Here is a 16,674-nt window from a genome sequence, read left to right on the forward strand (position 1 = left end):
TACTTTATAATAGTTTATTATGTTAAATATTATAATGCAAAAATCATGCTAAATATGAAATTTTTGAAAAAAATTCATTAAATTCGTGGAATATGTTATGTTAAAACACAAAGAGTAATATGCTGAAACAACACTTACAACTCAAGTTAGGACAAAAGCTGGCTCCGCAACAGATCCAACTAATGAAGCTGATTCAACTTCATACTTTGGAATTTGAAGAAGAATTGGAAAGAGAGTTAGAAGAAAATCCTGCCTTGGAAATTGCTAAAGAGGAATCTAAAGAAGATGATTATGCAGCTCTTGAAGATACCTATGAAAATGAAGGAAATGAAAGCATTGAAACGGATTTTGATGTGAATGAATATATCTATGATGATGAACCTAGTTATAAAACAGCTTCCAGTAACTATTCTGCAGATGATGAGGAATTTGATAATGAAAGTTTATTAACAGAAGGTCAGTCTTTATATGATTACTTGCTGGAGCAAATTCACCTGGCAAATATTAACCCTGAAGATATAAAGATCGCAGAATATATTATTGGAAACTTAGATACTGATGGTTATTTAAGAAGAGAAATTAAATCTATTGTTGACGACTTAGCCTTTTCTCAGGGAATTTATACGACTACTGAAAAAGCAGAAGATATTTTAGAAAACTATGTTCAAAAGCTGGATCCGTCTGGAGTTGGAGCAAGAGGTTTGCAAGAATGTCTTCTATTACAAATAGAAAAGAAAGTAAGCTCTGATAAAGCAGTTTCTTTGGCTGCCAATATCCTCAGACATCAATTTGATGCACTTACCAATAAGCATTATAATAAGATCATTCAGAAGTATGATATTGAAGAAGAGGATCTGAAAGATGCTTTGGAGGAGATTTCCAAATTATCTCCAAAAGTTGGCGGAAACTTTGATACCCAGACTATTACGATTAATCAGGAGATTATTCCGGATTTTGTGATTCAGGTAAAAGACGGATTGGTTATTCCAATGCTTAACAGTAAAAATGCACCGACTCTAAGAGTCTCTGAGGAATATAAAGATATTCTAACGACCTATTCCCACGATAAAAATTCTTCTGAACATAAGCAGGCCGCATTATTTATCAAGCAAAAGCTAGATGCAGCAAAATGGTATATTGATGCGATCAATCAGCGTCAAAATACCTTATTGCAGACTATTACGGCTATTGTAAAATTCCAGAAAGAATATTTTATTACCGGAGATGAAAAATCTTTAAAACCAATGATCCTAAAAGATATTGCAGATATCACTGGTTTTGATATATCAACGATCTCAAGAGTAGTAAAGAGTAAATATGCCGATACTCCAAACGGTATTATATATCTTAAAGACCTGTTTTCTGATAGTTTAACGAACGATGATGGAGAGGAGGTTTCTACAAAAGAGATCAAAACCCATCTTATGGAAGTTATCAGTAAAGAAAATAAAAGAAAACCACTTACAGATGATGCGTTGGTTGTCATTTTAAAAGAACAGGGGTATAATATAGCCCGAAGAACAATCGCAAAATACAGAGAACAACTTAACATTCCTGTTGCAAGATTAAGAAAAGAACTTTAATATAAGTTTAATAATAATAGAAGTGCCCGGAGATCCGGGCATTTTTATGTTTTTAAAGTATCTATTTGTTCTTTATTTGATCTAGTTTTAGCTCTCTAACAGAAATTTCACGCATTTCTACTTTCCTGATTTTTCCAGAGATTGTCATTGGAAACTCATCGACAAATTTCCAGTATTTAGGGATTTTATAATGGGCAATTTTTGTCCTGCAATAATCAAGAAGTTCTTCTTCGGATACTTTAAACCCATTTCTCACCTTAACCCAGGCCATAACTTCTTCCCCAAATTTTTCGCTTGGAACTCCTATTATCTGAACATCCAAAATGTTAGGATAAGTGTATAAAAAGTCTTCAATTTCTTTTGGTGAAATATTCTCGCCACCGCGAATGATCAGATCTTTTATCCTTCCGGAGATCGTGATATACCCCTCAGAATCCATTACCGCAAGATCTCCAGTATGCATCCATCTCGCATCATCCAGAACCTTTTGCGTATTTTCCGGATCGTTCCAGTATTTTAGCATTACAGAATATCCTCTGGTACACAATTCTCCATGTTCTCCACGTTCAACAACCTTACCAGTTTCATCAATAATTTTTATTTCAAGATGATCCTGAATGGTACCTACTGTACTGACCTGCTTCTCCAAAGGAGTTCCAATCAATGTTTGAGTAGAAACGGGAGAAGTTTCTGTCATTCCATAACAGATGCTCATTTCTTTGATATTCATAAGGTTTTCTACCTTCTTCATAATTTCAGGCGGACATACAGATCCAGCCATAACACCGGTTCTTAGATTCGAAAAATCATAGGTGTCAAAATCTTTTACAGCCAACTCGGCAATAAACATGGTAGGCACTCCATACAAGGAAGTACATTTTTCATCAGAAACCACTTTTAGCGTAATATCGGGATCAAAGCTTTCATTAGGAATCACAATACAGGCGCCGTGAGCAGCACAGCAAATATTACCGATCACCATTCCAAAGCAATGATAAAATGGAACCGGAATACAAACGCGATCTCTTTCTGTGTATCGCAACCGTATTCCAATGAAGTATCCATTGTTTAAAATATTATGATGGGAAAGAGTAACGCCTTTTGGAAATCCTGTTGTTCCAGATGTATATTGAATGTTTACAGGATCATCAAATTCTATACTTTCTTCAAAACTTAGCAATATTTCATCAGAAACTGATTCTCCGTTTTTTAAAAACTGATCCCAACTTTCATTAAAGAAAATGGCCTCATCTAATGTAGGACATACTTCCTGGGCATATTCCACCATTTCTTTGTAATTGCTGGTTTTAAATGATAGAGAAGAAAAAATAAAACGAACTTCTGACTGATTCAGAACATAGGTAAGCTCATGCGTTCTGTATGCAGGGTTGATATTAACCAAAATAGTCCCTATTCGGGCAGTGGCATATTGAAGCAATACCCATTCATATCTGTTGGCAGACCAGATTCCGATTCGATCTCCTGATTTTACACCTAAAGAGATCAACGCTTTGGCAACAGTTGTCGTTTGATCATAAAACTCTTTATAGCTTGCACGGTAATTCTGTTGAACAGAAACTAACGCCTCATGATCAGGAAATTTTTCGACTGTTTTTTTTAAGTTACTACCGATTGTCTCTCCCAGTAATGGAATATTCGAAGCTCCGGATACATAAGATAAAGCCATATCAAAAGATTTGTTTATCTAAAATAACAAATAAATCTTAAGATAACTGTTTAAGAGAATTAATTTTCCTGAGAATCAATATCTTTTAGTTGTGCCAGGTTTTTGTCCAGTTTTCTCATGATAATTCCATAAACCAATCTATAGTATAACCAAATCAACAATACACAAAGCCCTGTGCTTAAAATAGTCCCGATAATAAAAATAATAACTGCCGAATTAGCAGGTTCGATATTTTGAGAATTTAAGGCATAAAATATGAAAACAGTAAAAATTGAAGTGAAGGCTACTAATAAGACAATGCTTATTAAAATGAAAGCATTCACTGTTTTTTTAAATTTAATAATTCTGGTGATAAGACCTTTAAGGTTTTCTTCAATTCTTATTCTACGATAGTTTTGGTAGAATTTATAAACAAAATAAGCAGTGACCAGTAGACTTGAGATCTTAAGTATAAGATAAATAGTATCAAAGCTATTTTCCACTTCTGGCGTTTTTTGGGCTCCCAGTTTTTCTAAAACATTTAGGAAACCATTGGTCTCTTCTCCTTTGAAGAAGTAAAATAATCCCATAACGGAAAAAAGTAAGAATTCAAAAACACTGATCCAGAAAATATATTTCACGTAGTTACGTGACTTTCTGTTTAGCATTTTAAGAATTTCACTATTATCGTATTTTTGCTGAACAGGCTGTTCCTGCCATGTTTTCTTAAAGCTGTCTAAATCAAAATCAGGCATATTTTTCCATCTGTTCTTTAAGGGTTTTCTTTAATCTGTTCATCTTCACACGTGCATTTACCTCAGTTATCCCGAGGTTTTCTGCGATATCCTTATAAGGCAAATCATCCAAATACATCATTACTATAGCTCTCTCTACATTAGGCAGTGTTTTAATTACTGTATATAAAAGAGAGATCTGTTGCTGTTTTTCATCATCATCTTCTATAAAATCTTTATGATTGATGTCAAGCTCGTTCGTAGGTAAACTTTTGCTTTTTTTTCTGAAAAGAGTAATGGCTGTATTAAGGGCTACACGATACATCCATGTAGAAATTTTCGAGTTTCCTTTAAAGGAATCGTAGCTTCTCCAAAGCTGTAATACAATTTCCTGAAATAGATCCTCTTCATCTTCCAGCGAGTTGGTATAAAGACGCGAAACTTTAATAATCAATCCTTGATTATCTTTTATAAGTTGGGCAAATTCTTTTTCTCTGGAAATCAAAATAGATGTTTAATCGCACGAAGATAGTAATAATGTGTTAATTTGAGAATTCAAATAGAAAATGTTTATAATTATTTATGTGTTTTGGATTAAAACTAAATATTAGCCTTACAGTCATCATATTGAACACATTCCCGTAGTATAAAAATTACTTATTTTCAAATTACCACATTTTCAAATTAACACCTATCTTTGCACCCACGAGAAAGTCGGCTTGTTGATCTTTGTTTCGACAGAGGTAGGAAAGTCCGGACACCATAGAGCAGCAAAGCGGATAACATCCGTCACCCGTGAGGGTAGGACAAGTGCAACAGAAAGCAAGTACAGTTCGGCTGTAGTGAAACCAGGTAAACTCTTTGCGGTGCAATGATAAGTATATCGGTTCTTTTCAGAAATGAGAATAGGAGTTGCTCGCTCTGAAAGCCGAGGGGTAATCAGCAAAAGTTTTGCAGCAATGTAAGACGCAGATAAATAACAGGCACTTCTTTGAAGTACAAAATCCGGCTTATAGATTTTCTCGTGATTTTTTTTGTTTAGATTTTAAAATTACATTGCCACCATCCACTCCTAACTTCCATTACGATATTTTTTATTCCTTTTCTAAAATCTTTTTAGATTCTTCTAAAGCTTTTACATCTTTTTCAGAGGGTTGAGGATATTTGAGATCCATTTTTTCTAAGGTATCAATGATAATCTGAATAGCGGCTACTCTTGCAAACCACTTGTTATCTGCCGGAAGTACATACCATGGTGCATACTCTTTTGAAGTTTCATTAATAGCTGTTTCATAAGCAGTCATATATTGATCAAATAATGCTCTTTCAGGAAGATCGGCAGATGAGAACTTCCAGTTTTTTTCGGGTTCATTAATTCTGTCTAACAGTCTTTGTTTTTGTTCCTTTTTTGAAACATTCAGGAATATTTTGATAACTGTTGTTCCATTTTGAGAAAGATGCTTTTCAAAATTCCTTATACTTTCATATCTGTTTTCCCAGAATTTATTATCAAATTCTTTTACAGAATTCCATGTCTTTTCGCTAAGATTATATTCGGGGTGTACTTTACAAACTAAAACACTTTCATAATGAGAGCGGTTGAAAATACCAATCATTCCTTTTTGAGGTAAAGCCAAGTATTGGCGCCACAAAAAATCATGTGAGTATTCCTTTGAGCTGGGAGTTTTAAAGCTCGTCACATTGCATCCTTGTGGGTTTACTCCTCCAAAAACATGTTCAATTAAACTGTCTTTTCCTGCTGCATCCATTGCCTGCAGGATGACAAGAAGAGATTTACTCCCATCCGCATATAATTTTTCCTGAAGATTACGAAGTTTTTCTTTTTCTATAGATAATAATGCCTGCCCCTCTTGTTTAGTAAGTGGTCCTTGATATTCTGTTGATGTTTTTTTGATAGAAAATTTTCCTTTTGTTTCAAAGTCATCCGAGAAATTGGTGTCCATAATTTGTTTATTTGAAATAAATGTAATAAAAAAACCGTCTACATGTAGACGGTTTTTATTTTTTCTGAGTAAAGCTTATTTTGCGATTGTTACTTTTTTAGCTTCCTTAGCAGCTTTTTTAGCAGCTTTAGCGTCTGCCGGAGTTTCTACTTTTGCCGGAGCAGCAGCAGTAACCTGAGGAGCGGTTCCTTGTACATCACCTTTAATGTAAATTACTGTTCTGCTGTTTGCAGGGTCATTAGAAAATACCTCGATCATTTTGTTGAATGGCGAAATAATAGTGGTGTTATATCCAACCTTGATTTTAGCAGATTTTCCCGGCATAATAGGATCTGTACTGAATTCTGGAGTTGTACATCCACAAGAAGGTTTTACATTAGAAATAACCAAAGGCTTATCACCAGTGTTAGTTACTGTAAAAAATCTTGTACCATCAGAACCTGGCTTAATAACACCATAGTCAAAAGTAGTTTTATCAAAAGTGATAGTCTGCGCAGATGCAATAGCAAATGTTCCAAATAGTGCAATTCCTGCAATTAATTTTTTCATATTCTTGAATGTTAATACGTTTGTTAGATAAATTTTGAGAAACAAAGTTAAAAATTATTTTAATTCATACTGAAAATATTTTTTCTTTAAGCTATTTTTGCAAATTGTAAGCTAAAGAAATAGAATTTATGCAGATTTCAGAAAAGTATAATCCACAGGAAACAGAACAAAAATGGTACAACTTCTGGTTGGAAAATAAATTTTTCCATTCAGAACCTAATGATAAGCCACCATATACTATTGTAATTCCTCCGCCAAACGTTACGGGGATCTTACACATGGGTCATATGTTGAATAATACCATTCAGGATGTTCTGGTCCGCCGTGCAAGAATGCAGGGCTTTAATGCCTGCTGGGTCCCTGGAACAGATCATGCTTCGATTGCTACTGAAGCTAAAGTTGTTGCTAAATTGAAATCTGAAGGAATTAATAAATCAGATATTACCCGCGAGGAGTTTTTAACACATGCATGGGAGTGGACCAACAAATATGGTGGGACTATTCTTGAGCAGTTAAAAAAATTAGGTTGTTCTTGTGATTGGGACAGAACCAGATTTACCATGGAGGACAAGCTTTCTGCACAGGTTATCAAAAGCTTTGTTGATCTTTATAATAAAGGTTTGATCTACAGAGGATACAGAATGGTTAACTGGGATCCGGAGGCGAAAACGAATATTTCTGATGAAGAAGTAATATTCAAAGAACAAAACGGAAAATTATATTTCCTTAAATATAAAATTGAAGGCTCAGAAGAATTTCTTTCTGTAGCAACAACACGTCCTGAAACTATTTTTGGGGATACTGCCGTTTGTATCAATCCGAATGATGAAAGATACGCTCATCTGAAAGGTAAGAATGTAATTGTACCAATCGTTAACAGAGTAGTTCCAATTATTGAAGATGAGTATGTAGATATCGAATTTGGTACAGGTGCATTGAAAATTACGCCGGCTCATGATACCAATGACTACGAAATCGGACAAAAACATCAGTTAAAAATGATTGATGCTTTGGATGATGATGGAAATCTTAACGAGCATGGATTACATTATGCAGGGAAGAACAGATTTGAAGTTAGAAAACAAATCGCAAAAGAATTACAGGAAAATGACCTTTTGCTAAAAGCAGAAGATTACGTAAATAAAGTGGGAACTTCCGAAAGAACAGGTGCTGTGATTGAACCTAAAATTTCTGTTCAGTGGTTCTTGAAAATGTCTGAACTTGCTCAGCCAGCATTGGATGTGGTAATGGATGATGAGATCAAATTCTATCCTGAGAAGTTTAAAAATACTTATAAGCACTGGATGGAAAACATCCGTGATTGGAATATTTCCCGTCAGCTGTGGTGGGGACAACAGATTCCCGCTTATTATTATGGCACTGGAGACGAGGATTTCGTAGTTGCTGAAACAAAAGAAGAAGCTTTAGAGCTAGCAAAACAAAAAACAGGGAATCAAGAGCTGACAGCTGACAGCTTAACGCAGGATCAGGATGCTTTAGATACATGGTTCTCTTCTTGGCTATGGCCTATGTCTGTGTTTGATGGGCTATTGGATCCTGAAAATAAGGATATTCAATATTATTATCCTACCTCAGATCTGGTTACCGGTCCGGATATTATTTTCTTCTGGGTAGCCAGAATGATTATGGCAGGATTGGAATACAAAAAGACAGTTCCTTTCAAAAATGTTTATTTTACGGGTATTGTAAGGGATAAGCAAAGAAGAAAAATGTCAAAATCTCTTGGGAACTCACCGGATCCTTTAGAATTAATTGAAAAATATGGTGCTGATGGTGTTCGTGTAGGAGTATTATTAAGTTCTGCTGCAGGGAATGATCTTCTTTTTGATGAAGATTTAATGCTTCAGGGAAGAAATTTCATGACGAAAATATGGAGCGCCTTCCGATTGATCAATATGTGGGATCATGAAGACAAGCCAGCTAATGAAGCCGAAACTAAGACTATAGAATGGTTTGAAAACAAGTTGAACAAAGTTATTGTTGAAATTAATGATCAGTTTGAAAAGTTCAGAATCTCTGATGCTTTACATTTAATTTATAAATTAATTTGGGACGATTTCTGTGGTTGGTATCTGGAAGCGATAAAACCGAATTATGGGGAAGGTATTTCTAAAGAAGTTTATCTGAAAACAGTTGCTTTCTTTGAAGAACTAATGAAGCTTTTACATCCATTTATGCCGTTTCAATCAGAAGAAATATGGCAATTAATTTCTGAAAGAAGTATAGATGAAGCTTTGGTGGTTGCCCAACAAAAAAACGCAGGAGAATTTAATGAAACCATCATTAAAAACTTTGAAACAGCTCAGGAATTAATTTCGGGAGTTAGAAACTATCGTCAGACAAAAGGGATCTCTCCTAAAGAAACGGCTGAAGTTTATACCAATGCAACTCATTTTGACAATGAAGCAGTAATTAAAAAACTGGCTAATATCTCAGAAATTCATTTTGGAGAAAAAACGGAGAAACCAAGCTTTACTTTCCTTGTTGGATCAACAGAGATTTCCATTCCATTAAGTGAAAACCTTGATCTTGGTGAAGAGAAAACGAAAACTGAAGAAGAAGTAAAATACTTAAAAGGGTTTTTAATTTCTGTTGAAAAGAAACTTTCGAATGAAAAGTTCGTAGCCAATGCTAAAGCTGAAGTGGTAGAAGCAGAACGCAAGAAGCAGAAAGATGCCCAGGATAAAATTGCAATTTTAGAAGAGAAGCTAAAGAGCTTATAGATCTTTAGGTACTATTATTGTTTTATTTACTCTTTTCGGCTGAGTATAAATTTATACTCAGCCGAAAAGAGTAAACAATTATAAAAGAAATGACACACATAGAAAATATAAGAAAACTATTCTCAAGGGATTTTGTAGAAAGTCCTGTGCTGGAAAGTTTTGAAGTTGGAAAGATCTATCTTTCCAGTGGGAAATTAGTGGCTTGTGATCCTTTGATCACAAATGATATGCAACCTTTTTCTACAGAATTCCCAAAAGGGGATTTTTCTGTCTTATTACACAAAGAAAGAGAAAGCAATTGTGTGGCATATGCTGAAATCATTTTCAGTAATTCCGAAATCACGGAATGGAAATTAGCCACTACTGCCGGTCAAAATATAAAAGATCTTGCTGAAGAGGAAATTTTTGGTTATCCTGTGGAAAGTGGGATGGGGTGTTTTATGGATGTAGATACCCAGGAGAAACTTAATGATCTTGAAAAAAGATTATACCATAGTAAAGGGGTTGATTTTATGGGGATCTATGAAGAGTTTTTTCATGAATATTTCTTTGATGAAAACGGAGCGATTGACCAATATGCCTTCTTAAAACCTGCTGAAGAACATCCGGGAACTATTTTTGCTTTTGAGACAGGATATGGAGAAGGTTTCTATGCCAGCTATATCGCATATGATAAAAATAATGCTCCAGTAAAGGTAGTTACAGAATTTATTGAAATAAGTTAATTATTCTTATATTAGTATTCCTATTTTTATATTTTTGTATAAATCAATTTAAGCACAATGAACTTCTCTTCAGTACAACCCAAAATTATAGTTGTTGGCAGCTCTTCTATCGACTTAGTCTTAGAAACTGAAAAGCTTCCAGCTCCTAACGATACTGTTTTAGCCATTAATTCAGATAGTTATTTTGGAGGAAAAGGGGCAAATCAGGCGGTGGGAACTGCACGATTGGGGGCAAGTGTTTATTTTATAGGATGCGTAGGAATGGATCCTCTGGGACAGCAGATCATGCGAAATCTTGTAAACGAGAATGTAAATGTTGGATTTGTTGCAGAAACGGATAGAGAAGCAACAGGAACTGCTTATGTAACGACATCTGAAGGTAATGCTGCAATCGTAGTGGTACCAGCTGCCAATAAACTTTTAAGTACAAAACATGTTGAGGATGCTGATCGATATTTTCAGACAGTTGATCTTATTCTAGTACAGCTTGAGGTTTCCTTAGAAGTGGTGGAGTATACCATAAAAAAAGCTAAGAAATACGGAAAAAAAGTTGGTCTTTACGCGTCACCAGCAATGAAGGTAAGCGAAGAGATCTTAGAAAATGTAGACTTTGTAGTTGCAAAAAGCAGTGAATTGTATATCGTTTTTGGTGAAGAACAAAAGGAGCAGGTTCTTGAAAAATACTTAAATAAAGTTTTTGTAAGAGACGATACCAATTCCACCATTTATTTTGATGGTACAGAAATGAAATACTTTAGAAATCATAATGACAACAAAACGGCACACAAAATGGGAATGGGAGATGCATTTACCTCTGGATTTGCCATTGCTTTATGTCATAACAATTCCATAGAGGAATGTGTAAAGTTCGGTAATGAAGTTTCTTTAAGAGTTTCTACTATGCAAGGATCACAGACGGGATTACCAAGAATGTCAGATTACTTTGCTTAAAGCTATTTACTACATATCGAAAGTATATCAATTAACATATAGATGAACAGTAAAATTTCCACTTTTGAGTGGATTTTTTTCTTTTAAAATATGGAAAAGCTAGTTCTTACAACAACAGATCATATCTCTATTGTAGCACACCTTTTTATGCCAGAGAATAGTAATGAAAAATTGTTACTGATCAATTCTGCGACGGGTGTAAAACAACATGTTTACTTTTCTTTTGCAAAATATTTTTCTGAAAAAGGCTTTACGGTAATCACATATGATTACCGTGGAATCGGACTTTCAAAACCTGATCATATGAAAGGGTTCAACGCATCCATGCGTATCTGGGGAACTGAAGATTATAAAACAGTAACGACGTATATCAGAACACGCTTTGCAAAATATGAGAAATTTTGTCTTGGACATTCTGTAGGTGCATTGATCCTTGGAATGAATAAAGATTCTGAAATTTTTAAAGAACTGTTTTTTGTCGGGACTCAAAATGCTTTCGTCGGTAACTTAAAATTTAAAACCAAAATAGAAGCTTATCTGGGCTTTGGGATCGCACAGCCACTGGCTACACAGCTGTTGGGTTATTTTCCAGCACATTGGTTTGGTTTAGGAGAAAGTCTCCCTAAAAATTGTGCTTATGACTGGAGAACCTTAATTTTGAATAAAAAATCAACCAACGGTTTGTTGGAAAAAATTGATGATTATTCTAAGAAATTAACGCAGAAAGTTTTTGTGATCTGGGCAGAGGATGATGTTTGGCTTACGGATAAAGGAGTAAAGAGTTTATTGAACGATACTTATCCTAACCTCAGCCCAACATATAGGCTTGTACGGGCATCCGAATCAGAAAAAGGAGAAATAGGCCACGTTAATTTTTTTAGAAACTATAACAAGAAGCTTTGGAATATTATTTTAAATGAATTAATAAAGAATGAGTAATACAATTGAAAACACAATAGTGTTTGTAAAAGAAAAGTTAGAAGGTGCAGAAGCCGGACACGATTGGTTTCATATTGAAAGGGTGTGGAAGCTTTCAAAAAAGATCGCAGAAAGTGAAAATTGTAATGATGAGGTTGTAGAATTGGCAGCATTACTTCATGATATTGCTGATCCTAAATTTCATAATGGTGATGAGACTATTGCTTTAAAAGTTTCACGCGAATTTTTAGAAAGTGAGAATGTTTCAGAAGATATCATAGGGCAGGTTTTATTTATTATTAAAAATATTTCGTTTAAAAATAGAGGTGAAGCACCAAAGGATCTTCCGATTGAGCTGAAAATTGTTCAGGATGCAGATCGACTGGATGCTATTGGAGCGATAGGCATTGCAAGAACATTTAATTTCGGAGGCTTTAAGAATAATTTAATGTACCATCCCGATATCGAGCCGAAACTGAATATGTCCAAAGAAGAATACAAAAAATCCAACGGAACAACGATCAATCATTTTTATGAGAAATTATTGCTTTTAAAAGATCTCATGAATACTGAAAAAGGAAAAGAACTTGCTCAGGAAAGGCATGATGTCATGCTGAAATTTCTGGATCAATTCTATAAAGAATGGAATGTTGATTAACATTCCTTCTGAAAATTCTTAAAACAGTATATTTGCAATATGGGATTAATCATCTTTGTTATCTTTCTCTGCTCTATTATTTCTCTTATTTTATCTAAAGTAAAATCGGGAAAAGGTGCTGAATGGGCAAAATTATTTCGTATTGCTACACTTATTTTTTCAATATCAGTTTTTAGCTATTGGTTTATAAAAAAAAGTGCTGTAGGTGTTGTGAACAACTCTGTAGGTTTGCAGGTTGTCAATAAACTTCCACAGACATTAGATTTTTATGTCATTAATGTGAATAATCCGGAAAAAAATGTGAAGCACGAAGCCAAACATATCGGAAAAATCCGCCCGGAATATTACAGAATTGAATACCTTAAAATGGATAAGTCCGATGAATATTGGATTATCGGATATTTAGGAAAAAAGAATCTGGTTTATTTTTCTCAGCACTCAGTTCCTAACAAGAATATTGATCAGATTGTGGAAGTAAAGAACTATATCAACCAAAGCGCAAAGTTATCTGAAGTAGCTAAAAAACAAATTGATGCTTATAATTATGAAAATGTAAAGCTTGGAATTTGGGTAACTCTGGATTTTCTATTGCTATTTCTCAATTTGGTACTACTCCTTAGAATAAAGAAATAAGAAAAGTATCTTTCGAAACATACAATAAAAAAAAATGATCTGCTTATTGAGCAGGTCATTTTTTTATGAATTATTATTTTTAAAATCTTAGCAAATCATGGATAATTTAAGATCAGCATGATTTTTTCTTTAAGTTCTTCAGGACAGTTTTTAACAAGTTTGTCTTTACTTTGGCTACTTATCTGATCATTCGTCAGCCACTCTGTAATATCTAAATGTTTATTGTTGCTGTCGTAAATTCTTTTAATGGTTTGATTTTCATAGAAAGTGTAATTATCACCAAGCGAATTGTTTGCGATATTTATCGTACATATTTCTTTTTCCATAGTTTTAATTTTTTACAATTTAATATAACGGGTTGTGTTCTACAATATATCATTTATTAGTGAAAAAATTAGCTTTTGTAAATAAACTTTTTTTTCACACTAAACAGTGAAATAAATTTTGTAAAAAATTAAAAATTTCTATAAAATCTCAAAAAAATGATCAAATAACTGGTGATTTTTTTGGTGTTAAAATAAAGTTCCATTATTTTCAGTAGCCATTTTTGGAACTTGCAGATCAGTTTTCCAGTCGTCGTTCATATTTTTTATCAAATAGGCAGATAATAATGGTGATGCTTTTTCAATATTCTGGTGAACGAAAAAATACAGATTCTGAAGACCTTCTTTTTTCCATTCGGTGGCGCGCTTTAACCAATCGTCTAATCTTTCGTAGTCACTTTCTGCATTAGCTCCTACATAACGGATGAAAGCATTTGGAGTGGTGAGCCTCATATGAAGCATATCTCTTCTTCCTGCCGTGTCTACAATAATATTGGTAATATGATGGGCCTCAAAAAGATCGCAGGTGGTATTAAAGATCTCTTCGTCCGTAAACCATTCAGTGTTTCTGAGTTCTATGGCTAAAGGAACCTCTTTTGGCCACTCTTTAACGAATTTCTCCAGCCTGTCATAATCTTTAGGTTTAAAGTTATCATGTAACTGTAGAAACACCATTCCGAGTTTCTCATTGAAGTTAAGAACTGAAGTTGCAAATTGAGTAACCGGTTCAGTGACATCAATTAATCTTCTGAAATGCGAAACCGTATTGGTAATTTTCGGAAAGAATTTAAAACCTGCCGGTGTTTTCTCTTTCCATGTCAATACCTGATCCGGCGTAGGCATTCCATAGAATGTTGCGTTGAGTTCGATAGAATTAAATTGAGTAGCATAGTAGGTCAATTCATCCTTTGTTCCTTTGGGATAAAATCCTTTAAGATCAGTTTTATTCCATTTAGCACATCCAATAGAGATATTTTCCAATCCCTTTTTATTTTTCTTAAGAATTTCTTTAGTTCTGCTGTGATCTTTTGGTAATGTAAAATCTATTTTTGAAGGATCTTCTACTTGTCCGAATTTCATATTTGAAAGTTTTTATGATTGATACTATTATAACAAATATAAAACAAAAAGCAGACAAATATTTTATGATTTCAGATGAAAGTGATGAGTTTAAAAAGTGACTAATCTTTCAGTATCTTTTTTGAGATTTCTGTTTTTTCTGTTTTTATTTTTACGATATAAATTCCCTTCGTGTAATTTGAAATATCAATTTTGAAGACTTTTTTATTGAAGTTCCGATCCAGTAATAATCTTCCCAGGCCATCAACTATTTTTACATTCTTAACCAGATCTGATGATTTTATTTGAAATGTATCTTTTACAGGATTGGGAAAAATATTGGTATTCGTGATCATGTTATCCAGTTTGGAACTCTGTGTCTTTATTGTATTGGGACAATTGGTAGTAAAGCTAATGTCAGGATATTCAGCTTCCAGATTAGTAAGTTGATCAGGATCAACGCATATTGTTAAATTGCTGCCATAACCGAAGAATTCGCATCCTTCCAAAGAACTGTTTTTAATATTTACATGAGTTAGTCCCGACATATTATAAAAACCTACACCTTCTAAAATACTACTGTTTGAAAAATCTAAGTTGGTAACAAGGGGGCAACTTCGAAGTGTCACATACTTTAACATGCTGTTTTGTGAGGTGTTTATACTTGCCAATGAAGAATTATACTCAAAATCTATAGATTCAAGTTGTGGACATTGGGAGAGCTCTAGATTAGGAACTTTTGTATAGGTAAGACCTAAATCTCTTAGTGCTGTACATTGATTTATGTTCAAAGTATTTAATTCTGAGAAATTGTCAAAAGGTGAATTTCCAGGTAAGTTAGAACCGAGATTCAAAGTCTGTATGCCGGAACAGTTTTGAAGATTTAAGCTTTTTAGATCTCTGTTTCCATTTATGCTAAGGCTGGTTAAAGCAGTACAGTTTTGTGCCATGATCTGCTGTAGGTCAAAATGAGTGTTTGATGAATTTAAATCATTGGGAATATCTGCCTTCAGAGTGTTTAGATTTGATAAATTGCTTACATTCAGAATAGCCATATAGCCAGAGGAGTTTGTAATATCTATGTTTTCTAATGCAGTTGCATCACTGAAGTTAACCGTATTTGTGATCGGCTGATTGAATACTTTTAATAGTTTAAGATGGGGAAGACCTGAGAGGTTTAATGATGTCACATTTCCGAAATAAACTCCTGACGTTGTATTATACCCATATCTGTTGTAGAATGATGCATCGAGTTCTTCAAGATTGATTAATCCAGTATTTGAAAAATCAATAGTGGGTACATTAAGGCCTTTGATTTTTTTTAATGAAGAACAGCCATTTAGATTTACTGATGTAAAATAAGCTCCCGTTGTATCATAATGATCAGTATCTGCTATGATTTCCTGTAAATTTGTACAATTATTAGCAACAAGATTTATGTCCTGATTTGTATTGGTAAGGGTTATTCCATTTGAACCTAAAACGGATATTTTTGTTAATGAATTTATATTAGGTACGATTATTTTATCTAAACGATTACATGAGGTAAAAGTTAGTGTTTTGATATTACAGCTTTCAATATGGAGCTCTTTAATATTTTTATTATTTAAAATAATATCATCTTTAATCTGAGGACAGTTTTTAAATCTCAGGATTGTAGCTGGATCATAGGGAGCCAAATTAATGTTGGCTACAAAATCATTAACGTCCTTTACTGAGGAGCAATTATTAAATGAAAAGTCAATCGGAACAATATGACTCATTCCCGAATTGTCTATAAATCCTCCTGATCCTTCATAAAGTACTTTTTTAATCACATTATTATTGGTAAAGTTGATCACAGCAGATTTAGAATCCCTAATGTATAATTCCTCTAAATTTTGAAAAAGAAGCGCATCTGCTACAGAACCTGGAAGATTATTAAATACAGGAATTCCTATTGATTTTATATTTAAAATTTTTACCTGCTGTGCCTCGGATATTTGTATTTCTCCATCACCATTTGAATCTACAGCCATAGGATTTCCATTTAGGTCCTTAGCTATCTCGTTGGAAGGTGTAGAATTTACTATTAAAGCTTTAAACTTTGAATCAGTAAAATTAAGATTTTGTGACTGAGCTATAAAAGAAAAGCTTACACAAAGAGTGAATAAGATTTTGTACATAT

Annotated in this window: 15 protein-coding genes and 1 other RNA gene; 8 read left to right on the forward strand and 8 right to left on the reverse strand. The window is 33.8% G+C overall.

The features are described 5' to 3' along the window. Positions 1-119: 119 nt before the first annotated feature. Positions 120-1,583, forward strand: a complete 1,464-nt coding sequence (gene rpoN, locus NG806_RS20030) for an RNA polymerase factor sigma-54 (RefSeq protein WP_214832780.1) — start codon at positions 120-122, stop codon at positions 1,581-1,583. 61 nt (positions 1,584-1,644) lie between these two features. Here the strand turns inward: rpoN and NG806_RS20035 are convergent, their stop codons facing one another. From NG806_RS20035 to NG806_RS20045, 3 genes are read right to left on the reverse strand one after another with little or no spacing between them, the layout of a single operon-like run. Then, positions 1,645-3,270, reverse strand: coding sequence for an AMP-binding protein (locus tag NG806_RS20035; RefSeq protein ID WP_261511140.1), 1,626 nt, complete (start codon positions 3,268-3,270; stop codon positions 1,645-1,647). Positions 3,271-3,329: 59 nt separating this feature from the next. Beyond that, positions 3,330-4,004 carry a beta-carotene 15,15'-monooxygenase gene (locus NG806_RS20040; RefSeq protein WP_214832776.1) on the reverse strand — a complete coding sequence of 225 codons (675 nt, stop codon included), beginning with the start codon at positions 4,002-4,004 and terminating at the stop codon, positions 3,330-3,332. Next, entirely contained in the window at positions 3,997-4,488 is a 492-nt protein-coding gene (locus NG806_RS20045) for an RNA polymerase sigma factor (RefSeq protein WP_172280093.1), read from the reverse strand. Before NG806_RS20045 ends, NG806_RS20040 begins: the two co-directional genes overlap by 8 nt. Before the next feature lie 201 nt (positions 4,489-4,689). Here NG806_RS20045 and rnpB point away from each other — a divergent pair. Continuing rightward, positions 4,690-5,012, forward strand: an RNA gene (gene rnpB, locus NG806_RS20050) — RNase P RNA component class A. Between the two features lie 65 nt (positions 5,013-5,077). Here the strand turns inward: rnpB and NG806_RS20055 are convergent. Together NG806_RS20055 and NG806_RS20060 are read right to left on the reverse strand one after the other, a co-directional pair. After that, positions 5,078-5,947 carry a polyphosphate kinase 2 family protein gene (locus NG806_RS20055; protein ID WP_261511141.1) on the reverse strand — a complete coding sequence of 290 codons (870 nt, stop codon included), beginning with the start codon at positions 5,945-5,947 and terminating at the stop codon, positions 5,078-5,080. Positions 5,948-6,022: 75 nt separating this feature from the next. Then, complete coding sequence (locus NG806_RS20060) at positions 6,023-6,496, reverse strand: DUF1573 domain-containing protein (protein WP_214832772.1); 474 nt, start codon at positions 6,494-6,496, stop codon at positions 6,023-6,025. Between the two features lie 128 nt (positions 6,497-6,624). Here NG806_RS20060 and NG806_RS20065 point away from each other — a divergent pair, with 128 nt between their 5' ends. The 6 genes from NG806_RS20065 (at position 6,625) to NG806_RS20090 (ending at position 13,125) form a co-directional block, all read left to right on the forward strand. Then, positions 6,625-9,240 (forward strand): valine--tRNA ligase, encoded by a 2,616-nt coding sequence (locus NG806_RS20065; protein WP_214832769.1) that lies wholly within the window; start codon positions 6,625-6,627, stop codon positions 9,238-9,240. 89 nt (positions 9,241-9,329) lie between these two features. Then, complete coding sequence (locus NG806_RS20070; RefSeq protein WP_261511142.1) at positions 9,330-9,965, forward strand: DUF4241 domain-containing protein; 636 nt, start codon at positions 9,330-9,332, stop codon at positions 9,963-9,965. 57 nt (positions 9,966-10,022) lie between these two features. Further along, positions 10,023-10,916: a PfkB family carbohydrate kinase gene (locus NG806_RS20075; protein WP_214832765.1), complete on the forward strand. Its 894-nt coding sequence runs from the start codon at positions 10,023-10,025 to the stop codon at positions 10,914-10,916. Positions 10,917-11,006: 90 nt separating this feature from the next. Further along, positions 11,007-11,855: an alpha/beta hydrolase family protein gene (locus NG806_RS20080; RefSeq protein WP_214832763.1), complete on the forward strand. Its 849-nt coding sequence runs from the start codon at positions 11,007-11,009 to the stop codon at positions 11,853-11,855. Then, positions 11,848-12,492 (forward strand): HD domain-containing protein, encoded by a 645-nt coding sequence (locus NG806_RS20085; RefSeq protein ID WP_214832761.1) that lies wholly within the window; start codon positions 11,848-11,850, stop codon positions 12,490-12,492. Before NG806_RS20080 ends, NG806_RS20085 begins: the two co-directional genes overlap by 8 nt. A gap of 39 nt (positions 12,493-12,531) precedes the next feature. Continuing rightward, positions 12,532-13,125, forward strand: a complete 594-nt coding sequence (locus NG806_RS20090; protein ID WP_214832759.1) for a hypothetical protein — start codon at positions 12,532-12,534, stop codon at positions 13,123-13,125. Positions 13,126-13,220: 95 nt separating this feature from the next. Here NG806_RS20090 and NG806_RS20095 read toward each other — a convergent pair whose 3' ends face one another. From NG806_RS20095 to NG806_RS20105, 3 genes are all read right to left on the reverse strand, one after another. Then, the gene (locus NG806_RS20095; RefSeq protein WP_261511143.1) at positions 13,221-13,451 is read right to left on the reverse strand and encodes a hypothetical protein; all 231 of its coding nucleotides are present in this window, start codon (positions 13,449-13,451) and stop codon (positions 13,221-13,223) included. A 186-nt stretch (positions 13,452-13,637) separates the two neighbouring features. Continuing rightward, entirely contained in the window at positions 13,638-14,528 is an 891-nt protein-coding gene (locus NG806_RS20100) for a DUF72 domain-containing protein (RefSeq protein WP_214832755.1), read from the reverse strand. 101 nt (positions 14,529-14,629) lie between these two features. Further along, the gene (locus NG806_RS20105; protein WP_261511144.1) at positions 14,630-16,672 is read right to left on the reverse strand and encodes a T9SS type A sorting domain-containing protein; all 2,043 of its coding nucleotides are present in this window, start codon (positions 16,670-16,672) and stop codon (positions 14,630-14,632) included. Positions 16,673-16,674: the final 2 nt, after the last annotated feature.

It is taken from the genome of Chryseobacterium paludis (assembly GCF_025403485.1).
In the GTDB taxonomy this organism is placed as follows: Bacteria; Bacteroidota; Bacteroidia; order Flavobacteriales; family Weeksellaceae; genus Chryseobacterium; species Chryseobacterium paludis.